General features: G+C 68.7%; 18 protein-coding genes. 10 read left to right on the top strand and 8 right to left on the bottom strand.

Annotated elements, in window-relative coordinates:
- The first annotated feature begins 1 nt into the window (after nucleotide 1).
- A complete protein-coding gene (locus tag OHA18_RS19980; protein WP_329005661.1) occupies nucleotides 2-436 on the top strand; it encodes an EVE domain-containing protein in 435 nt (144 codons plus the stop codon).
- Nucleotides 437-457: 21 nt separating this feature from the next.
- Nucleotides 458-1,759: an MFS transporter gene (locus OHA18_RS19975; protein ID WP_329005660.1), complete on the top strand. Its 1,302-nt coding sequence runs from the start codon at nucleotides 458-460 to the stop codon at nucleotides 1,757-1,759.
- Here the strand turns inward: OHA18_RS19975 and OHA18_RS19970 are convergent.
- The gene (locus OHA18_RS19970; RefSeq protein ID WP_329005659.1) at nucleotides 1,728-2,324 is read right to left on the bottom strand and encodes a TetR/AcrR family transcriptional regulator; all 597 of its coding nucleotides are present in this window, start codon (nucleotides 2,322-2,324) and stop codon (nucleotides 1,728-1,730) included. The two genes, OHA18_RS19975 and OHA18_RS19970, sit on opposite strands and share 32 nt — an antisense overlap.
- Nucleotides 2,325-2,416: 92 nt before the next feature.
- Here OHA18_RS19970 and OHA18_RS19965 point away from each other — a divergent pair, with 92 nt between their 5' ends.
- From OHA18_RS19965 to OHA18_RS19955, 3 genes are read left to right on the top strand one after another with little or no spacing between them, the layout of a single operon-like run.
- On the top strand, nucleotides 2,417-3,034 hold the full coding sequence (locus tag OHA18_RS19965) for a VC0807 family protein (RefSeq protein WP_329005658.1): 618 nt from the start codon (nucleotides 2,417-2,419) through the stop codon (nucleotides 3,032-3,034).
- Nucleotides 3,024-3,974 (top strand): glycoside hydrolase family 113, encoded by a 951-nt coding sequence (locus tag OHA18_RS19960; RefSeq protein WP_329005657.1) that lies wholly within the window; start codon nucleotides 3,024-3,026, stop codon nucleotides 3,972-3,974. The genes OHA18_RS19965 and OHA18_RS19960 overlap by 11 nt, the downstream gene beginning before the upstream one ends.
- Before the next feature lie 9 nt (nucleotides 3,975-3,983).
- Nucleotides 3,984-5,282 carry a winged helix-turn-helix domain-containing protein gene (locus tag OHA18_RS19955; RefSeq protein ID WP_329005656.1) on the top strand — a complete coding sequence of 433 codons (1,299 nt, stop codon included), beginning with the start codon at nucleotides 3,984-3,986 and terminating at the stop codon, nucleotides 5,280-5,282.
- On the opposite strand, the gene OHA18_RS19950 is transcribed toward OHA18_RS19955, so the two are convergent.
- Genes OHA18_RS19950 through OHA18_RS19935 form a run of 4 tightly spaced genes read right to left on the bottom strand, consistent with a single transcriptional unit; the run spans nucleotide 5,271 to nucleotide 11,639 of the window.
- A complete protein-coding gene (locus tag OHA18_RS19950; RefSeq protein WP_329005655.1) occupies nucleotides 5,271-6,515 on the bottom strand; it encodes an MFS transporter in 1,245 nt (414 codons plus the stop codon). The genes OHA18_RS19955 and OHA18_RS19950 overlap by 12 nt on opposite strands.
- Nucleotides 6,512-7,876 (bottom strand): GH1 family beta-glucosidase, encoded by a 1,365-nt coding sequence (locus OHA18_RS19945; RefSeq protein WP_329005654.1) that lies wholly within the window; start codon nucleotides 7,874-7,876, stop codon nucleotides 6,512-6,514. The genes OHA18_RS19950 and OHA18_RS19945 overlap by 4 nt, the downstream gene beginning before the upstream one ends.
- Nucleotides 7,866-8,459, bottom strand: a complete 594-nt coding sequence (locus OHA18_RS19940) for a YbjQ family protein (protein ID WP_329005653.1) — start codon at nucleotides 8,457-8,459, stop codon at nucleotides 7,866-7,868. Before OHA18_RS19940 ends, OHA18_RS19945 begins: the two co-directional genes overlap by 11 nt.
- A 27-nt stretch (nucleotides 8,460-8,486) precedes the next feature.
- Entirely contained in the window at nucleotides 8,487-11,639 is a 3,153-nt protein-coding gene (locus OHA18_RS19935) for a penicillin acylase family protein (RefSeq protein ID WP_329005652.1), read from the bottom strand.
- A 227-nt stretch (nucleotides 11,640-11,866) separates the two neighbouring features.
- Here OHA18_RS19935 and OHA18_RS19930 point away from each other — a divergent pair, with 227 nt between their 5' ends.
- Nucleotides 11,867-12,925, top strand: a complete 1,059-nt coding sequence (locus OHA18_RS19930) for an aminotransferase class V-fold PLP-dependent enzyme (protein ID WP_329005651.1) — start codon at nucleotides 11,867-11,869, stop codon at nucleotides 12,923-12,925.
- Between the two features lie 66 nt (nucleotides 12,926-12,991).
- On the opposite strand, the gene OHA18_RS19925 is transcribed toward OHA18_RS19930, so the two are convergent.
- Nucleotides 12,992-14,974, bottom strand: coding sequence for a DEAD/DEAH box helicase (locus OHA18_RS19925; RefSeq protein WP_329005650.1), 1,983 nt, complete (start codon nucleotides 14,972-14,974; stop codon nucleotides 12,992-12,994).
- A gap of 375 nt (nucleotides 14,975-15,349) precedes the next feature.
- Here OHA18_RS19925 and soxR point away from each other — a divergent pair, with 375 nt between their 5' ends.
- Nucleotides 15,350-15,826 (top strand): redox-sensitive transcriptional activator SoxR, encoded by a 477-nt coding sequence (soxR, locus tag OHA18_RS19920; protein ID WP_329005649.1) that lies wholly within the window; start codon nucleotides 15,350-15,352, stop codon nucleotides 15,824-15,826.
- Here the strand turns inward: soxR and OHA18_RS19915 are convergent.
- Nucleotides 15,821-16,402 carry a TetR/AcrR family transcriptional regulator gene (locus tag OHA18_RS19915; RefSeq protein WP_329005648.1) on the bottom strand — a complete coding sequence of 194 codons (582 nt, stop codon included), beginning with the start codon at nucleotides 16,400-16,402 and terminating at the stop codon, nucleotides 15,821-15,823. The genes soxR and OHA18_RS19915 overlap by 6 nt on opposite strands.
- Nucleotides 16,403-16,454: 52 nt before the next feature.
- Here OHA18_RS19915 and OHA18_RS19910 point away from each other — a divergent pair, with 52 nt between their 5' ends.
- The gene (locus tag OHA18_RS19910) at nucleotides 16,455-17,342 is read left to right on the top strand and encodes an alpha/beta fold hydrolase (RefSeq protein WP_329005647.1); all 888 of its coding nucleotides are present in this window, start codon (nucleotides 16,455-16,457) and stop codon (nucleotides 17,340-17,342) included.
- 163 nt (nucleotides 17,343-17,505) lie between these two features.
- Nucleotides 17,506-18,189 (top strand): snapalysin, encoded by a 684-nt coding sequence (gene snpA / locus OHA18_RS19905; RefSeq protein WP_329005646.1) that lies wholly within the window; start codon nucleotides 17,506-17,508, stop codon nucleotides 18,187-18,189.
- A 144-nt stretch (nucleotides 18,190-18,333) separates the two neighbouring features.
- On the opposite strand, the gene OHA18_RS19900 is transcribed toward snpA, so the two are convergent.
- Entirely contained in the window at nucleotides 18,334-19,353 is a 1,020-nt protein-coding gene (locus OHA18_RS19900) for a LacI family DNA-binding transcriptional regulator (RefSeq protein WP_329005644.1), read from the bottom strand.
- Nucleotides 19,354-19,574: 221 nt separating this feature from the next.
- On the opposite strand from OHA18_RS19900, the gene OHA18_RS19895 reads away from it, so the two are divergent.
- On the top strand, nucleotides 19,575-20,654 hold the full coding sequence (locus OHA18_RS19895; RefSeq protein WP_329005643.1) for an ABC transporter ATP-binding protein: 1,080 nt from the start codon (nucleotides 19,575-19,577) through the stop codon (nucleotides 20,652-20,654).
- Nucleotides 20,655-20,661: the final 7 nt, after the last annotated feature.

Raw genomic sequence — 20,661 nt, 5'->3', positions numbered from 1 at the left:
CATGACAGTTTTGCAGCGCGCCTGGCTGGGTGTGATCTCCGCGGATCACACCCAGCGGGCGGTCGAGGGCGGTTTCATCCAGCTCAACCACGGCAAGCGGTACGGCGTCGCGCGACTGCGGCAGGGCGACGGTTTCGCGATCTACTCGCCCACCGAGCAGTACCGCGAGAAGCGGTCGCTCCGCGCGTTCACCGCACTCGGTGTGGTCGCCGACGAAGCGCCGTACCAGGCGGAGCCGATGAGTATGGGCGAACGGGGCATCGTCCAGCCCTGGCGCCGGCGGATCGAGTTCCTGCCGGTGCACCGGGCGGAGCTCAAGGCGGTCGAGCTGAGGCTCACCCACCAGCCGAACTGGGGCTACCAGCTCCGCCGCGGCCTGGTCCCGCTCGAGCCAGAAGATTTCGAGGCACTCCGGGAGGCCATGTCAATTCCGTGAGGCCGCGTTCGACGTACAGGTATGACGACGACATTCCGGCGGTTGCTGATCAACACGTTGGTGGCGAACGTGACGACCACCTTCCTGAGCTTCGGGTTCGCGTTCTGGGTGTACCTGGTGACGCACTCGGTGCTCGCCGCGTCGATCGTCTCCGGCGTCTCGATGCTGATCGGTGCGGCCAGTGGCACGGTCTTCGGGGCGGTTGTCGACTCGCATCGCAAGAAGACCGCGATGGCGCTGTCCAGCTCGATCACCGGCGTCGCCTTCACCCTCGCGGGCGGCCTGTACGTCGTCGCCGGCCGGCAGCTCAGCGACTGGCACGGGCCGTGGTTCTGGGCCTTCACTCTCCTCGTTCTGGTCGGTAGCAGCGCCGGTCAACTGCGGAGCATCGCGCTGTCGACCGCCGTCACATTGCTGGTGCCGGCCGACCGCCGCGACAAGGCCAACGGGCTCGTCGGGACCGTGAACGGCGTCGCGCACCTGGTCACCAGCGTCCTCAGCGGACTGTCGGTCGGCTTCGTCGGCATGGGCGGCACGGTCGCGATCGCGGTCGTCCTCACCGCCGCCGTACTCGTCCACCTGCTGCTCGCGATTCACCTCGAGGAACCGCGGCCGGCGCACCACGAGCGGGCCCGGGTCGACATCCGTGGCGCGTGGCGCACGATGCGCGGCGTACCGGGGCTGCTTCCGCTGGTGCTGTTCAGTACGTTCAACAACTTGACCATGGGCGTCTTCATGGCGCTGATGGATCCGTACGGCCTGAACCTGTTCTCGGTGCAGTCGTGGGGCCTCGTGCTCGGCGTCACCAGCATCGGCTTCATCGCCGGCGGCGCCCTCGTCGCGCGGTTCGGCCTCGGGCGCTCCCCGCTGCAGGTCCTGCTGGTGGCGAACGTCGCGATCGCGATCGTCGGCATGGGTACGGCGGTGCGCGAATGGCAGTCGCTGCTGATCATCGGGATGTTCGGATTCATGCTGCTGGTGCCGATCGGGGAGGCGGCCGAGCAGACGATCCTGCAGCGGCTGGTCCCGTTCGAGAAGCAGGGGCGGATCTTCGGGTTCGCGCAGAGCATCGAGACCGCGTCCACCCCGGTCGCCGCGTTCGCGGTCGGGCCAGCGGCGCAGTTCCTGCTCATCCCGTACATGGAATCGGCGCCCGGTCGCGCGACGTTCGGCTGGCTGCTCGGTGGTGGGCAGGCGCGTGGGATCGCGCTCGCCTTCGTCGCCGCGAGTCTGTTGATGCTGGTCGTCGTACTGCTGGCGTTCTTGAGCGCGGCGTACCGGCGGTTGAGCGTCAGCTACGAGGCTGAGCTGGTGCCTGCGTAGCGAGCGGGACGAAGACCTGGTCGACGATCTCGGCCAGGACGTCGTTGGAGACCGCGGTTGCGCCGTTGAGCGCGTACTCGTTGCGGAGCAGGTCGACCGCGACCGTGGCCACGCGTGGGGTGAGGGCGGCCTGGCCGACCTCACCCCGACTTGCTGCCCGGGCGAGCACGGTCAGCCAGTGCGAGACGCCGGCGAGGGCGACCTGGTCACGCAGTTCACGCAGCAGGTCCGGATCGGACCGGATATCGGCCAGGATCTCGCGGAGCATCCGGCCGACCGGGGAGGACATCCGGTCGTTGGCGCGGGTGAGCAGCGCGAGCGCGTCATCACGGAGCGAACCGGTGTCGGGGGTCGAACCGGAACCGGTCGGAAGCATTGCGCGGTACGCCGCGACGCAGAGCGCGGCCCGACTCGGCCAGCGACGGTAGATCACGTTCTTCGCGGTACCGGCGCGGGCGGCGACGCCATCCATCGTCAGCTCGCGGTACCCGACCTCGGTCAGCTCGTCGACCGCCGCCCGGAGGATCGCCTCCTCCAGCGCAGCACCCCGTCGCCGTGTCGTCACGACACTCAGGGTATCCCATGACATTCGGCCTACTTGAGCGTCCCCGAACCCTCTTAAGCTACTACCAGTATCTTAAGAGAAGGGTTCTCATCATGCGTAAGCTCCTCAGCGGTCTGCTCTGGGACGTCGGCCTCCCGATCGTCGTCTACTACGCCGGCCGCATCCTCGGGTACGACGTCTTCCCGTCCCTCGCCGCCGCCGGATCTGCTGCTGTCCTGCGGGTCGCGTTCGTGGCCCTCGTCCAGCGGCGCCTGAACGGACTCGCGGCCGTTGTCGGCGGCACGTTCGCCCTGCTGCTTGTCGTCTCGCTACTCACCGGGGACCCCCGGATCCTGCTCGCGAAGGAGTCCGTGCTGTCCGGTGCGGCAGGGCTGCTGCTGGTCGGCTCGTGCCTGACTCGCCAGCCGCTCGTCTACACGCTCGGCCGCAAAGCCAACGCCGGTAAGCCCGAAATGCTCGCCGACTGGGATACCCGCTGGCGCGACGATCCGGCGTTCCGCAAACACTTCACCTCACTCACCGCTGTCTTCGGCGGCGTATTCCTGGCGGACGCGATCATCCGGGTGGTGCTGGTCTACACACTCCCCGTCGACACGATGGCGAACCTGTCACCAGTCATGCACGTCGCCGCACTGGGTCTCCTGGTCGGCTGGGCCCTCTGGCACCGCAACCGCCGCCAACGCGCAGTGGAGCAGGCCAATGCGCGGTAAAGGGATCAACTACGACACCGGCGCGCAGTTCCCCCGCCAGTGGACCAGGAACAACTTCGACTCCGAGACTGCCCGCCGCGAGCTGGCCGTCATCGCGAACGAGCTGCACTGCACCGCCGTACGCATCTCCGGCAGCGACCCGACCCGCCTGGCCATCGCTGCTGAGCACGCGGCCGCATTGGGGCTCGAGGTGTGGTTCTCGCCGTTTCCCTGTGAACTGACCACGGAACAACTGCTGGGACTGTTCGAGGAGTGCGCCGCTCGCGCCGAGGACATCAGGCAGACCGGAACCGACGTGCGATTCATCGCCGGCGGCGAGCTGAGCATCTTCGCCAAGGGTTTCCTGCCCGGCGACGACCTGTCCGAACGCACGGCCGCGATTCGCGAGTCGCACAGCGCGGTACCCCCGCGTTTGAACGCGTTCCTGAAAGAAGCTGTCGACGTCGTACGCGGGAAGTTCGGCGGGCCGGTCACCTACGCGTCGCTGCCGTTCGAGCAGGTCGACTGGACGCTGTTCGACTACGTCGCATCCGACGCATACCGGGCCGCACACAACGCGGCAGCCTTCCGCGACGAGATCCGCGCGCTGCAGCGGCACGGTCTGCCGGTGGTCATCACGGAGTTCGGCTGCTGCACCTACCGCGGCGCCTCCGCCGACGGCGGCCGCGGCTGGATGATCGTCGACCGCGACATGTGGACCGTGAACGGCGACTACACCCGCGACGAGGAAGAACAGGCAACCTACTTCCGCGAACTCGTGCAGATCTTCGACGAGGAAGCCGTCGACACCGCCTTCTGGTTCACCTACGCCGGCTACAACTACTCCCAGCACCTCGACATCGCGTCGTACGGCGTCATCAACCTCGGCCCCGGCAACACCTGGCAACCCAAGTCCGTCTTCCACGCCATGAGCACGACGTACTCCGCAATGGAGCTATAGGTTCGGTTCATGGCGGCCGTGGGTGATGAGGTCTCGGTGGAGGTTGCTCGGCGGGTTGCGTTGGACGCGCAAGGATTTGGGGATGCGCGGCCCAAGCGCGGTGATGTGCGGGCGGTGCGGAAGGCGATCGGGCGGGCCGGCGTACTGCAGCTGGATTCGGTGAACGTGCTCACCCGGTCGCATTATCTGCCGGTGTTCGCGCGGGCGGGGAACTACCCGCGGGCGACGCTCGACAAGCTGGCGTGGGGCCGCGACCGGGAGTTGTTCGAGTACTTCTGGGGGCACAAGGCGGCGCTCATCCCGCTGGCGACGTACCCGTTGATGCGGTGGCGGATGCGGGCGGCGGAGCGGCAGGTGTGGGACGAGGAACTGAGCCCGGACGTGACCGCGCCGTGGTCGGTCGTGGCGGGGATGCGGCGGCTCTCCGCGGAGCGGCCCGGGTACGTCGGCCAGGTCCTCGAACTGATCACCCAGAAGGGCCCGTTGACCGCGGGCGAAGCGAGTCCGGACGGCGTACGGCGTCGGCGCACCGACCCGGACCCGGATCCGACCACCGGCCGGATGTGGAACTGGCAGGACGCGAAGATCGCCATCGAGTACCTGTTCTGCACCGGCCGGGTGACGATCGCGGGCCGCCGGCACTTCGAGCGGATCTATGACCTGACCGAGCGCGTCCTGCCTGCCGAGGTCCTCGCCGCGCCCGAGCTCACCGCCGACGAGGGCCGCCGCGAACTGGTGCGGATCGCGGCCCGTGGGCTCGGTATCGCCACCGCCAAAGAGCTCTGCGGAGCGAGCGGGCAGGCCCACTTCCCGTTGCCCACGGCAACCGCCCGCGAGGTGATCGGCGAACTGAAAGACGCCGGCGAACTGATCCCCGTCCGCGTCGAAGGCGTCAACCAGCAGAGCTACCGGTGGCACGAGGCAGCGGACCGCCCGATCGACGCTCGGGCGCTGCTCTCGCCGTTCGACCCACTGATCTGGAACCGCGACCGCACCCATCACCTGTTCGACTTCTTCTACCGGATCAGCATCTACACCCCAGCCCCACAACGCATCCACGGGTACTACGTCCTGCCGTTCCTCCTGGGCGACCGCCTGGTGGCCCGCGTCGACCTCAAGGCCGACCGCCGGACCTCCACGCTCGTCGTCCCCACCCTCACCGCCGAGCCGAACGCACCCGATCTGGTCGCCCCCTTGGCCAGCGAACTCCGCCTCATGGCCGCCTGGCTGGACCTCGAGCACCTCCAGGTCACCGCCACCAGCCGCATCGGCCGGGCCGTCGCCGCGGGTGCGGGGTCAGTCGACTGAACGGATCTGGCGAACGAGTACGCCGGCCAGGAGGGTGACGGCAGACGCCAGGAGGTAGAGCACCGGGTAGCCACCCAGGTGTTTGACGATCGGGGCCGCGATGGCCGGGGCGAGGACCTGGGGCAGTGAGTTGGCGATGTTGATGACGCCCAGGTCCTTCCCCCGGTCACGCGCGTGCGGAAGGACCTGGGTCAGCAGGGCGAAGTCCACGGACAGATACACACCGAAGCCCGCGCCCAGGATGATCGCGCCGAGGATCGCACCCGGCCAGGTCGGCCACGCCGCCAGCACGACGCCGGCCGCTGCCATCACCCAGCCGGACGCGGTCACGAAGACCTTCCGGCGCCCCGACCGGTCCGACCAGCGGCCGGAGCTGATCGCGGTCGCCAGCACGCAGACGCTGTAGATCGCGGTCAGGATCAGTACGCCGGTGTCCGGATCGTCGACGCCGACCTTGTCCTGCAGGTAGTAGAAGAGGTACAGCGTGCCGAGCGCATTGCCCACGTTGAACAGGAACCGGGTCAGCCACCCCCAGCCGAAGTCCGGATACCGACGCGGACTGATCCAGAATCCCCGAAGGAACTCCCCCAGAACGAACGGCGGGTGCTCCACCAGTTGCACGTCATGACTGCGCAACAAGTACGGAACGACCGACAAGACCAGGAACACCGCGCAGGCGAAGTACCCAAGGGTGTAGTTGTCGAAGGCGGCCGCCAGCGCGGTCCCTACCAGTGCGCCCAGGACCTGCGAGATCGCCACCCAGCCGCCGACCCCGCCGCGTTGGCTGACAGGGACGCGATCCGGTACGACGGCGGTCGCCGCGGCGAGCAGCGCGTTGCCGAACAGTTGCATCAGGCACCAACCGAGCAGCATCAACGCGATCAGGTGCGCACCGGCCAGAATGGCCAGCCCGACCGCTCCGCCGAGGGCACCGGCCACCACCCAGGGCACCCGGCGGCCGAAGCGTGAGGTGGTCCGGTCCGAGATCGCGCCGAACGCCGGGTTCGCGAACACCGACACCGCCGCGCCGACCCCGGTCACCAGCCCGAACACGAACTCCTTGTTGCCTGGGGCAACCGACTCCGACTGCTTCGCGAGCAGCACCTGGATCGGCCCGAGCCAGGCGGCGAACACCCCGACGTTCGCCAGTACGACGGCCGCCGTCCAGCCGGGCCGCACCCGGACGGTCGGCTCCGCCAATGCGGACGGCACCACCCCGGGCTCGGGAATCATGCCCGACTCTGGGCGATCACATCACGCAGCCAGTGGTACGACGCCTTCGGTGTCCGCTCCTGCGTCTCGAAGTCGACGTGCACCAACCCGAACCGCTGCGAGTACCCCGCGGCCCATTCGAAGTTGTCCAGCAACGACCACTGGAAATATCCCCGTACGTCGACTCCGTCATCTATCGCACCCCGGAGCGACCGCAGATACCCGTCCAAGTAGTCGATCCGCCGCTGGTCAGACACGACCCCGTCGACAGGATCGTCGTTGATCGCGCACCCGTTCTCGGTGATGTAGATCGGCGGCAGCTTGTCGCCGTACCTCTCCTTGAACGTCCGCAGGATCTCGCCGAACGCGTCCGGCACGACCGGCCAACCGAAGTCGGTCGTCGGGTAACCGGTCAGCTGACGCGGCTCGAACGGCAGGCCGGGCGGCAGCAGTACGCCGTCGGTCGCGGCCGTGTCGGCGTTGCCGGTGGCGGCGCCGACCGAGACCGGCGCGTAGTGGTTGATGCCGAAGAAGTCGAGCGGCGTCGAGATGATCGCCAGGTCGTCAGCTACTGGGCCGGGCATCGCGTCGCCCATGCCGTTCGGATACTCACCGAGCAGGATCGGGTCGGCGAACAGCCAGTTGATCAGGTTGTCGTACAGCGCGGCCGCTTCCTTGTCCTCCGCGCTGTCGCTCGCCGGCCAGGTCGGCGCGTGGTTGCTGGCGATGCCGATCTGAGTAGCACCGGCAGCCCGCAGCGCCTGCACTGCGCGGCCGTGGGCGAGTAGCTGATGATGCGCGACCGGGAGAGCGTCGAACAACAGCTCCTTCCCGGGAGCGTGCGCACCGAGCGAGTACCCCATCAGGGTGAGCACCACCGGCTCGTTGATGGTCATCCACATCGGCACCCGGTCCGCGAACCGCGCGCCCAGGATCGCGGCGTACTCCGCGAAACGGTCGGTGATGTCGCGGGAGAGCCAGCCGCCGGCGTCCTCGAGCGGCTGCGGGGTGTCCCAGTGGTACAGCGTCGGCGCCGGCTGGATCCCGGCGCCGAGCAGGGTGTCGATCAGCCGGTCGTAGAAGTCCAGGCCGGCCGCGTTCCCCGGCCCGCTCCCCGATGGCTGGATGCGCGGCCAGGCGAACGAGAACCGGTACGTGTCCACCCCCAGCTCGCGCATCAGCGCGACGTCCTCGGCGTACCGGTGGTAGTGGTCGCAGGCGACCGCGCCGGTGTCGCCGCCGAGGATCCGGCAGGGCTCGGCGCAGAACGTGTCCCAGGTGGAGGGGCCGCGGCCGTCCTCGGCCACGGCACCCTCGATCTGGTACGCCGACGTCGAGACCCCCCACCTGAATCCGGGCGGAAACAAGAGCTCAGCTGTCATTCGCATCATCCTCGTCAGGCTTGGCGTCCTGCGGCCGCGGCGGCTCGTCCTTGTGCACGATGACCGCCGTACCGTAGGCGGCCACCTCGCTCATCGTGTTCGCGATCTCGTTGCAGTCGAACCGCATCGCGAGGATCGCGTTCGCGCCCATCTGCTGGGCCATCTGGCACATCCGCATCACCGCGACGTGCCGCGACTCGGCCAGCATCTGGGTGTACTCCGGCACCTCGCCGCCGCCGAGCGACCGGAAGCTCGCGGTGAAGTTCGACCCGAAGTCGCGGCTCCGCACGGTCAGCCCGAACACCTCGCCGAACACCATGTCCGCGGTGTACCCGGGCAGGTCGTTCATCGTCGAGACGAGCACCGGGTACGGCGAACCCTGCGGCGCGACATGCGGCGCCGCATGCTGGGCCGGCTGGTAGTTGCCCGGCGCCTGACCGTACCCGGGCTGCTGCCCGTACCCCTGCGGCGGCGGCCCCTGCTGGTACCCGGGAGGCGGTCCCTGGTACCCCGGCGGCGGGCCCTGCTGGAAGCCCGGCTGCTGCGGCGGGAACGGCTGGTTCGGAGGAAAGTTCTGGTTCATACCCTCATCCTGACAGCCCCGGGGGTATCACCATCTGAAGACCTGCAGCTCATACAGCGAATACCCGTAGGACGTCGCGCGCTGCGTCCCCGTCACCCGCACATACCGGGCGGGCACGGCGCCGAACCGCACGACATCCTCGCCGCCGTTCCCGGTCGTCGTCGCGTACACCTGCTGCCAGGCCGCGCCGTCCCGCGACACCTCCACCTTGTACGACTTCCCGTACGCCGCCTCCCAGTCGAGCACCACCCGGCGTACCGTCTGCTCGTTGCCGAGGTCAACCTTCAGCCACTGCGGATCCGACCAGTCGCTCGCCCACCGAGTCGCCTGGTTGCCGTCGACCGCCTTCACCGGCGGCGAGTTGAACAACCCGGTCTCGTAGCTGCTCGCCGTCGCGGTCTTCCCGACCGCCAGGTTGCTGACGTCGTCACCGCGTCGCGCCGGGAACTCGACCACCTGCTGGTACGTCGGCCGGTTGACCCAGGCGATCCGGTCCTGCGTGATGCCACCCATCGGCTGATGCGCGATCTGATCCGCGCAGAACTGATCGCCGGCGGCACAGTCCGCGGTCGCCGGGTACGTCGTCGCAGCCGGCACCTTGGTTGCCGCCAGCAAAGTTTCCGTCAGGGTGCTACGGCAGGCGGCGAGCGATCCGCCACCGCAGTACGTCACCGGCTGAGACGCCTTCACCGGATCGCCGAGGACCTTCCGCATATCGCGCTGGACGAAGCCCCACCAGCCGCTCTGGAACGACGATCCCTGGGCGCTCGGACGCTCGTCGATCTTCAGGTTCGCGACCAGAGCGCCGTACAGATCGGGTCCGAGATCCTTGAACTCGGCCGGGACGAGCAGCGGCCACCACGCGTCGAGGACGCGGATCGCGTCTGCGTTGTCGTAGGTACGTGAAGAGGCGTTGGGGGTCTTGCGGTGCGCCCCGGCCTGCTGCCAGGCGGTCAGCTTGGCGACAGCGTCGGCGACCGCGGGGTCGGTGATCGGTGCGCTCTTCAGCACGCGCAGTAGGTACGGCAGGACCTGGTCGCCGCGGAGGTCGACCGTTGCCGCGTCCTCCATCGCCTCGACCAGCTTGCCGCGGGTGAACTTCTGCCCGCTGTTGATGACCGCCTTGATCCGGTCGTCGAGCGGCTGGCTGCGGTAGACCGCGTTGTAACCCCATTGCCCGTCCGACGCGGAGTACCCGGGTGCCTGCTTGTTGTTCCAGCTGGTCAGGTAGTCCTGGTTCACCACCTGCGGATGCTGGGCCGGCGGGGTGTACGTCGCGCGGTTCGTGTCCGGGTTCCAGCCCTGCCACTCGTACGAGCTCCAGGTCGGCAGGTTCGGGTCGGCGCCGGCCGCACGAACGGGGTTGTCGCCGGAGTTGAAGTACGCGATCGAGTCCTTGTCGGTGTAGAACCAGTTGAACGTGTACCCGATGTTCGCGGCGGCCTTCTGGAAGTCCGCGGCCGAGTGGATCCGGTCCGGGTCGTTGAACTGCATGAACCCGAGCGCCGACCCGGCCTCGTTGCCGTACGTCGACCTGTTCCTGGTGAACAGCACCGGCTTGCCGCCGACGGTCCCGCGATCGCTGACGATGCCGTACTTGGTGCGCAGGGCAACCAACGTGTACGAGCCGGCCGGCTCGGAGGATCCGAGGCTGGCGTACCAGGCGTTGTGCCGCTCGAGCCGCTCGATCGGGACACACTGCCCGCGGAACTCGTAGTACTGCGAATTCTTCGTCGGCGTCCCACCACCGGGCTCGCACAGCGGTACGGCGAACGTGTCGGTGATGTCCTGCCCCGCGGACGTCGCGCTCCACGAGTAGTCGGGGCCGCGGCCGATCAACGTGTAGAAGTTGAGGCCGGCGAACGCGATACCGCGCGAACTGACGCCCGGACCCTGGAGCTCCTGGCGCATTAGCAACTGCGGCGCGAAGTACCCGGTCTGCGGGCCGTAGACCGCGATCGGGTTGCCGCTCTGCGTGTGTGCGCCGGAGACCACCAGCGCGTTCGACATGCCCTTCTTCCCGAACCCTTCCGGGAAGAGTCCGTCGTCGAAGATCCCCTTCAGTGAGTCCGAGCCCTTCGGCGCGGGCTTCGCGGCCGCGGTCTTGTTCGCCGTCTGATCGATGACCTCGGGTTCCGGTGTGACCGAGCCACGGTCGGGCATCGCACGGCCGGCGGGATTCGGGCCGGTCGTCCCGTACGGGAAGGAGGTGCCGTTGTGCACCGTCGTACTGGCTTCGGGATCGTTCTGCGAGCGGAAGGACTCCCACACTTTGGTGCCCTGGGCAACGCCGTACTTCGCTTGTGCTTCGAGCAGTGCGAGCGCGGACGTGACCTCCGCTCCGCCACCGGTGCCGAAGATGCCCGCGACAACGGCCGCGGTGGCGACCACGTCGGTCACCTTCCAGTGCGGGGTCGGCCACTGCAGGCCGAGGGCGACGTACTCGCCGGGGTACGCGATGCCGACCGTGTCGATGTAGTGGTTGACGCCGTCCACCCAGGCCTGGATGTCCTGCTGCATCTTCACGCCGTCGGCGCCGTACAGGTCGTCGGCGTCGTCGAACTGCCGTTGGAGGTCGGCCTCGGTGTACGGCGCGGTGCGCCAGAACTCCTGCTCGAACTCGCGGTTCGCCGCCGCGCCACCCGCGAACGGGGTCAGCTGGCCGCGACCGAGGTGGCGGAACACGTCCATCACGAACAGCCGGTCCTGCGCCCCGGCGAACCCGGCGCCGAACATCGTGCCGAGCCGGGTCGTGCCGGTGATGTGCGGGATGCCGCGCGACTTGTCCCGGACGATCGTGACGTCGCTGCGCGGGTGGACCGTGCTCGCGACGTCGTCCGGTTGCACCCCGAACGACGAGTCGTCGTAGTACGGCGCGAGGCCGTCGTCGGTGATGCCTTGCGAGTTCCAGACCAGGTCCTGGTACGGCTTCACCGTGTCGCTGAAGTGCGCCGGTCTGACCCCTAACGCCTTGAAAGCAAGGAGATCCGTGAAGGTCGCGTTGCCGTTCTGACCCGGCGGCAGGATGTCGCGACATTGCTCGAGGCAATAATCCGTGGGGGTCGCGGCAACGGCTCGCGACGCTGCCTGGGTCGGTGCGGGCAGGGCCGCCAGGACGGCGGTGACGGCCAGCGCGGCGATGGTACGAAGGGCGCGGGTTCTGGGTGCGGGGCGGGGCACGGAATCCTCCCTCGGTCGGGGAAACTGAGAATGACTCACTAGTAGCTTCAGGTCAAGAACTCGCGTCCAGACTCTCGCCAATTGCCGTCCGTGACCACTACGCTCAGCAACACCATGACGATCTCTCCATCAACGAGCGGAGCGAGTTGATGCAAGGGGACAGGGCGCAGACCGCTCCGGGCAGGCTGGAGCGAAGCGGAAGCCTGTTTGAGCGGTACCGATTGAGTGTGGTGATCAACGCCAAGGGGACGTACACCCCGCTCGGGGTGTCCCGGAGTTCCGACGGGGTGGCCGCGGCCGTCGCACAGGCTTTGCCCGAGTTCTTCGTGATGGACGAGCTCGGCGACCGGGCCAGCGAAGCCATCGCCCAGGTGACCGGCGCCCAGGCCGGTGCGGTCGTGCACTGCACGGCTGCCGGCATCACCCTCGCGGTCGCCGCGACGATGACCGGCGGCGACCCACGGCGTACCGCAGCGTTGCCTGACGCAACGGATATGCACAACCGGGTCGTACTGCCGGCTTGCCAGGTGATCGACTACGGACACACCAATCTGCAGGGCATCCGGCTGGCCGGTGCGCAGGTCGACCTGGCCGGCGACGACAACGGCTGCACCATCGCCGATCTCGAGGACGAGCTCGACGGACCGGACGTGGCGTGCCTGATGCTGGTGGCCTCCCGGCTGACCCGCGGCGAGCCGATCGACCTCGTCGCCGCGATCCGAGCCGCGCATCGTCGCGGCGTACCGGCGATCGTCGACGCGGCCGCGCAGTTCCCGCGGATCGCCGACCTGCTGGCGACCGGCGCCGATCTGGTGCTGGTCAGCGGGCAGAAGTACCTCGGGTCGCCGACCGCCGGGCTGGTGGCCGGGAGCTGGCCGCTCGTGCAGGCGCTCCGGGCCCAGGAGAAGGGCATCGGGCGGGTGATGAAGCCAACGAAGGAGGCGATCGTCGGCGTACTCGCGGCACTCGAGGAGTGGCAAGCGTTCGACCGGGTGAAGTGGGAAGCGGACGAGCTCGCCAAGGTGGACGCGTTCGTCGACGCGGCGTCCCGGATCCCCGACGTGGTCGCCGAGACCGTCAAGGACCCGACCGGCCTGCAGGTCTCCCGGGTCCTGCTCAAGGTCGCCGACGCCAAGCGCGTCGCGACCGAGCTCGAGGCCGGCGCTCCGCCCATCTACGTGATGACCGACCGCATGGCCGAGAACGAGCTGATGCTCGAACTCGTCCCGCTCGACGCCGACGAGATCGCGACGATCCTCGCCCGTCTCTGGGCAGTCCTTACCTGAGGGGTCCACACAAGAAACGGTGGGCCGGAACAGGTTGCTGCCTGTTCCGGCCCACCGTTTTCTGCGTCAGTGCTGGTACGACTTCCCGTTGCTGCTGCGGCGCGGCCCACTGCCGCCGCGGCTCTCGTGACCACGGGGACGGCCGCTGCCGAACCGCTTGCCACCCTTGCCGCCGCCACCCTTGCCGAAGCGCTGCGGCTTCGGGGCCGGCAGCTTCACCGGGTACCCGGACGGCTTGGTGCCGCCGGTCAGCTCGGTGACGAGCTCGTCACCCGGGCGGGCCCGGACCGGCTCGGCCTTGACGCCGGCCGACTCGGCCATCCGGATCATCCCGCGCCGCTGGTGCGGCAGCAGGAGCGTGACGACGGCACCCTTGCCGCCGGCACGCGCCGTACGACCCGCGCGGTGCAGGTAGTCCTTGTGCTCGGCCGGCGGGTCAGCCTGGACAACCAGGCCGACGTCGTCGACGTGGATGCCGCGGGCCGCGACATCCGTTGCCACGAGCACCGGAACCGAACCGTCCTTGAACTGGTCCAGCGTCCGGTTCCGCATGCCCTGCGTCAGGCCGCCGTGCAGGGCCGCGGCCATCACGCCGCGGTCGCGCAACTGCGTCGCAATACGGTCGGCGCCCAGCTTGGTGCGGACGAACACGATGGTCCGCCCGTCCCGGCTGGCCAGCTCGGCCGTCAGCGACTGCTTGTGCGCCGGCTCGATCACCAGCAGGTGATGCTCCATCGTGCTGACCGTCGCCTGCCCGGACTCGGTCGAGTGCTGCACCGGGTCCTTCAGGTAGGTCTTCACGATCTTGTCGACGTCGTTGTCCAGCGTCGCGGAGAACAGCAGGCGCTGACCCTCCGGCGGCGTCATGTCGAGCAGCGTGGTGACGGCCGGCATGAAGCCCATGTCGCACATGTGGTCGGCCTCGTCGAGCACCGCGATCTCCACGGCGCCGAGGTCGGCAGCACCCTGCTCGCACAGGTCGATCAGCCGGCCCGGGGTGGCGATCAGCAGGTCGACGCCACGACGGAGCGCGTCGATCTGCTTCGGGTACGGGAGACCGCCGGCGATCAGCTTGAGCGACACGTTCATCACGTGCGCGAGCGGCTCGAGGGCGTCGTGCACCTGCATCGCGAGCTCGCGCGTCGGGACCAAGATCATCCCGCGCGGGCGGCGCGACTCGGTGTGGCCGCCGGCCAGCCGCATCAGCGCCGGCAGGCCGAAGCCGAGGGTCTTGCCCGAACCGGTCTGACCGCGGCCGAGCACGTCCTTGCCGGCCAGCGCGTCCGGAATGGTCGCGGCCTGGATCGGGAACGGCGCGGTGATGCCGTCGCGGGCCAGCCGCTGCACCAGCCGCGGCGCGATCCCGAGCGCGGCGAACTGGTTGTCCTCAGCAACAGTCCCGAGGTCCACCGGCTGCTCCACCTGCTCACTCCGCTTGTCGTAGCTCTTCTCGGTCCGCTCGAACCGCGGCCGCTCGTCCCGGTTGAAACGCGGACGCTCGTCCCGGTTGTACTGCGGGCGGTCGTCGCGACGCGGCGCCGGCCGGTCGTCGCGGTTGTACTGCGGCCGGTCGTCGCGGTTGAAACGCGGACGGTCGGTCCGCTCACCCTGCGCACGATCGTCGCGCCGGAACGCCGGACGCTCGTCACGGTTGAACTGCGGCCGGTCATCACGGTTGAACCGGGGCCGGTCGGTCCGCTCACCCTGCGCACGGTCGTCGCGCCGGAACGCCGGACGCTCGTCGCGGCTGTACTGCGCGCGGTCGTCACGGCGCGGTGCCGGACGGTCGTCGCGGTTGTACTGCGGCCGGTCGTCGCGGGAGCGGTTCTCGTAGCGCGGGCGCTCGTCGCGGGCGTCCGTGCGCTGGCCACGGTCCGGGCGCGCTTGCTCGGAACGGTAGCCCTTCACCGGCTTGTCGTCGCGCGGTGCGTCGTACGACGCGTCCGCGGCGAGGCGTTCGCCGTACGACTGGTTCTGGTACTTCTTGTGCCGGGGCTTCTTGGTCCGCCCGTCAGCGGACTCGGGGTCGTGCTGGTGGTGCTGGGTCACGCAAACTCTCTCTCAGATTCACGGACGAATGGCGCCGGATCGCAGCCGCAACGAAGCTCCGGTCACGAAAACATGACCGGACAACGTGCTCAGCAGGAGACGGGCATCGACCTGCGGGTGCTATCGCGTTGCACCCATGTCGCCGGAATCTCAGCGGATGCTGAAACCGACGGGTCGGAGCGCCTGGGAACATCTCTGGTGACGCGACGCGCGCACCGACACGAGAAAAGTATAACCGATCGTGACGGTGGCCCTGACCATGCGCCTGATCGGGCACCGATCAGCAGACCACCGGCGCGACTGGTGCTCTCGGCATCCACCCTCGCACAGTTCAAGCATGGTTGAGTTTTTGGAACGCCGTCCTAGGGTGGCGGTATGGGCGAGGAGAACGTCCCCAGCAAGGAGCACTGGCTCTCGATCGGGGAAATTGCACATCGGTCCGGGGTAGCGGCGTCGGCGTTGCGGTTCTACGAGGACCAGGGCCTGATCGCGTCCCGGCGTACGGCCGGCAACCAGCGTCAGTACCAGCGGAGCACCCTGCGACGGATCGCTTTCGTCCAGGCGGCCCAGCGGGTCGGTCTCGCGCTCGCCGAGATCAAGCACGCGCTGGATTCGCTGCCGGAGGACCGGACGCCGACGCGCGCCGACTGGAGCAAGCTCTCGAAGACCTGGCGCAGCCGTCTCGACGAGCGCATCGCCGAGCTCGAGCGCCTTCGCGACGACCTGGACACCTGTATCGGGTGCGGCTGCCTCAGCCTCCAGCGCTGCAACCTCTACAACAAGGAAGACCGGCTCGCCACCCGCGGCCCGGGCGCCCGCCTGCTGAACGTCGGCATCCCCGGCGAGTCATAGCAGCCCGCGCTCCACCAGGCCGACAAGCACTTCGGCGGCGGCCGAGGCGTCGTACTCCGGATCGCTCAGCGACTCGGACACGATCGCGTCGATCCCGCCTCCGATCACGAGCGCCGCGGACCGCAGATCCACCGCGCCGGTACGCCCGCGTGCGGCGCGCGCCGCGGACAGCAGGTCCGCCACCGACGACCAGCGCGCCTTCGAATCGGCCAGCGGGGCGACCGACGTCATCGCCTCGACGATCACCCGCACCTGCCGCGGCCGCTCCCGCAGATGCCCGATCATCGACCGGATGTACGCCGCCGGCGCGTCCGCAGGACCCGCAGCGTCGACCGCCGACGCGACCGCGTCCACCAGCGCCGAGAGCACCTGCGCATGGGCCGCCTCGACCAGGGCCTGCTTCGACGGGAAGTGATACAGCACACCCGCCTTCGTGATCCCGGCGCTCTCGGCGATCCGCCCGAGCGAGGTCGCGGCATACCCGAGGTCGGCGACCAGTTCGGTGGTGACGTCGATCAGCTGCGCCCGGCGCGCTTCCTCGGTGAAAGTGAGATTCCGGCCACGCGCTGAAGGCATGGCTTCAACTTATCGTATGGTTGGATTACCTACCACTCGGTTAGGAGAGCTCATGCCCAGGAATCGGATCGGCGCGTGGAACAGCGTCGCCGGCCTCAACGACTACCGCGCGAAGTACGACGTGGCGATGCGGGGCCTCCCCGCGCCGGCCGCCGTACGGGACGTCAGCACGGAGTACGGCGAAGTCCGCGTGTACAAGTTCGCCGGCGGCGAGGGGCGGCTGGACCCACTCGTCCTGCTGCCCGGCACGTCGTCCGGGACGCCGGTGTGGGCCGACAGCCTGAAGCACCTGCTGACGATCACCGACGTCTACGCCATCGACCTGCTCGGCGAATCGGGGATGAGCGTCCAGACCAAGCCGATCACCTCCGACGAGGACAAGGCCGCCTGGCTGGACCAGGTGCTCGAAGCCCTGCCGGAGCAGCGGTTCAACCTCCTCGGGCTGTCCATCGGTGGCTGGACCGCGATGAATCTCGCCGTTCGGCGCCCGGGACGGATCGCAACGGCCACCACGCTCGACGCCGTCAATGTGTACGACGGCATACCGCTCGGCACCGTGCTCCGTTCGCTCCCGGCCGCGGTCAAGTGGCTGCCACGTTCCTGGCGGGACAGCTTCAACTCCTACACCGCGGGCGGCAGGCCGGTGGAACACGTGCCGGTCGCGGACATGATCGAGTCCGGCATGAAGAACTACACGATGCGTCAGCCGCAGCCGCGCCGGATCACCGAGGAACAGTTGGCCGGCCTGCCGATGCCGGTGCTCGCGATCATCGCCGGGCGCTCGGTGATGCATCGCCCGGAGGTAGCCCGCCGTACCGCGGAGACGGCGTTGCGCACGAAGACCGTGGCGTTCTATCCGGAGGCGTCGCACGCGATCAGCGGTGAGTACCCCGACCGGATCGCCGCCGACCTGCGCGCGTTCCTGCTCGGACATGCATAGGGCCAGGGTTATGGCCGGCATAGAACGGCAGCGGCTGTTCGCGGGTTAACCCCTCAGTTCTCCGCGATGTGGTGCGGAATTCCGGCCGGCTTGGCAGCATCCGAGGGTAGCGATCGGTAACCCGCCCGTCGCTATCCGCCACCGATCCGGAGTGAGGCCCTCCATGTCGCATCGCCGTATCCTGACCAGTCTCGCGGGGCTTGCCGCCGCGGCACTGGCCGTACCCGCGCTGGCAGCGTCCCCCTCGACTGCCGCACCCGCCGTCGACTCGCACGTCTCCACCGCCGCCAGCCGCGCGGCGTACGTCGGCTCGCCGCAGGACGAAGCCGCCACCAAGGCGTTCTACGACGCCGTGATGAAGTCCGCCCGCGCCAAGCTGGCCAAGCAGGCCAAGGCCGGCCAGAAGGTCACCGCGGTCACCGTCACGTACGCCGTCGACGCGCCGTCGTTCGCGTCCCAGATCGCGTCCAGCTCGTCGATCTGGAACTCCAGCGTCAGCAACGTGAAGCTCGTCGAGGGCAGCAACTACGACTTCTACTACACCGAGGGCAACGACCCGCGCGGTTCGTACGCGTCCACCGACGGCCACGGCAGCGGCTACGTCTTCATCGACTACGCCCAGGCCCAGGAGTACGACTCGACCCGGATCACCGCCCACGAGACCGGCCACGTCCTCGGCCTGCCCGACCACTACTCCGGTCCCTGCTCCGAACTGATGTCCGGCGGCGGTCCCGGCCCGTCCTGCACCAACCCGTACCCGGACGCCACCGAGCGCTCCCAGGTCAACGCCCTCTGGGCCAACGGCAAGACGAGCCTCCCCGCGGCCGCCTTCCACACCTCCAAGTAGGTCGTACACGCAGGCAGAACCCACCTCACAAGGCCCCGAACACGCCAGATTGCGGGGTTCTGCCTGCACGCAGGTGCACGATCCACCACCTAAGCCTCCGGCCCGGAGCCGCCCGGCAGGGGACGGTTTCCGGGCCGGAGCCCGTCAGCGCGCGGGGCCGGTGGAGCCGCGGACGACGAGCTCCGGGCGGAACAAGAACTCGGTGTGGGGGGTGGTGTGGCCGCGGACCTCTTCCAGGAGGGACTGGACGGCGGCCAGGCCCATCGCCTGGACCGGCTGGCGGATCGTGGTCATCGGTGGGTCGGTGAACTCCATCATCGGGGCGTCGTCGTAGCCGACCACGGAGATGTCGCCGGGCACGGCGAGACCGCGGTGGCGGGCGGCGCGGATGACGCCGAGCGCCATCATGTCGGAGCCGCACACGACCGCCGTGACCCCGGCGTCGAGCAACTGCCGGCCGGCCGCCTCCCCGCCCTCGACGCCGAACATGCTCAGCGCGACCATCGGATCGATGTCCTCGTCCGACACCCCCAGCTGCGCCTTCATCGAGGTCCGGTACCCGGCCAGTTTCCGCTGGACGACGATGAACCGCTCCGGCCCGGACGCGAACCCGATCCGGCGGTGGCCGAGGGCAACCAGATGCGCGACGGCCAGCTCCATCGCGGCGTACTCGTCGGACGACACGAACGGCGCCTCGACGGCCGGCAGCCAGCCGTTCACGAACACCACCGGCAGCCGCCGATCCACCAGGGCCTGATAGCGCTCGTGGTCGGCGCCGGTGTCGGCGTGCAGGCCGGAGACGAAGATGATTCCGGAGACGCCGCGTTCGAGCAGCATCTCGACGTACTCCTCCTCCGTCGCGCCGGACGGGGACTGCGTGCAGAGCACCGGGGTGAAGCCGCGCTGCGACAGCGCCGACTCGATCACCTGCGCGAACGCCGGGAAGATCGGGTTGATCAGCTCCGGCATCACCAGCCCGATCAGCCCCGCCGACCGCCGCCGCAACCGGGTCGGCCGTTCGAACCCCAGTACGTCGAGGGCAGTCAGAACGGACTGTTTCGTGTCGTCCGCGACGCCCGGTTTGCCGTTCAGCACCCGCGAGACCGTCGCCTCACTGACCCCCGCCTTGGCCGCGATGTCCGCCAGCCGTGCTCTGCTACTCACGCCCGGCACTGTACCCAGGCCCACCTGACATTTCAGCAAGATCCTGCAAGAACTTGCAGGATGCACACAGGTGTCCACTCCGTGAACAGAACGGACACGTCACACGCCGCATACCTTGTCAGGACGAGCGGGCCCGGGGAGGATAGGCGCACTCCCCCGGCTTGGGGGGCCTTTACTCGGATCGTCCGGCACGTTCCTGCCGGTGAAGGGAAGAAATCGTCATGGCTACTGTTTCGTTCAAGGCCGCAACCCGGATCTACCCGGGCGGCGACACCCCCGCTGTCGACAAGCTCAACCTCGAGATCGAGGACGGCGAGTTCATGGTGCTCGTCGGCCCGTCGGGTTGTGGCAAGTCCACCTCGCTCCGGATGCTCGCCGGCCTCGAAGAGGTCAACGAGGGCTCCATCTACATCGGCGACCGCGACGTCACGCACCGTCCGCCGAAGGAGCGGGACATCGCGATGGTGTTCCAGAACTACGCGCTGTACCCGCACATGTCGGTCGCCGACAACATGGGCTTCGCGCTGAAGATGCAGGGCGTGTCCAAGGAGGACCGCGCCAAGCGCGTGATGGAGGCCGCCAAGCTGCTCGGCCTGGAGGAGTACCTCGAGCGCAAGCCGAAGGCCCTCTCCGGTGGTCAGCGTCAGCGTGTCGCCATGGGCCGCGCCATCGTGCGTAACCCGCAGGTCTTCCTGATGGACGAGCCGCTGTCGAACCTCGACGCCAAGCTGCGGGTCCAGACCCGTACGCAGATCGCCGAGCTGCAGCAGCGTCTCGGTGTCACGACCGTGTACGTCACGCACGACCAGGTCGAGGCCATGACGATGGGCGACCGCGTCGCCGTCCTCAAGGACGGTCTGCTCCAGCAGGTCGACACCCCGCTGAACCTGTACGACAACCCGAAGAACAAGTTCGTCGCGGGCTTCATCGGCTCGCCGGCGATGAACCTGATCGAGGCTGACATCACCGAGTCCGGCGCCAAGGTCGGGGACTACGTGATCCCGATCGAGCGTTCGGTGCTGGCCAAGGCCGGTAGCGACAAGACGCTGACCATCGGTGTTCGCCCGGAGGCCTTCAAGGTCGCCGACGAGGGCCTGCCGGTCAAGGTGGCCGTGGTCGAGGAGCTCGGCGCCGACGCGTACCTGTACGGCACCGCGGAGCACAACGACGAGCACCAGCAGATCGTCGCCCGGATCGACGCCCGGATGCCGGTCGAGAAGGGTTCGACCATCCGCCTCGCGGCGGTGCCGGACAAGCTGCACCTCTTCTCCACCTCGACCGACGAGCGGCTCACCGCCTGACTCGGTC

Origin of the sequence: Kribbella sp. NBC_00709 (assembly GCF_036226565.1) — a bacterium.
Taxonomy (GTDB): domain Bacteria; phylum Actinomycetota; class Actinomycetes; order Propionibacteriales; family Kribbellaceae; genus Kribbella.
This window is presented reverse-complemented; position numbering and strand designations above follow the sequence as displayed.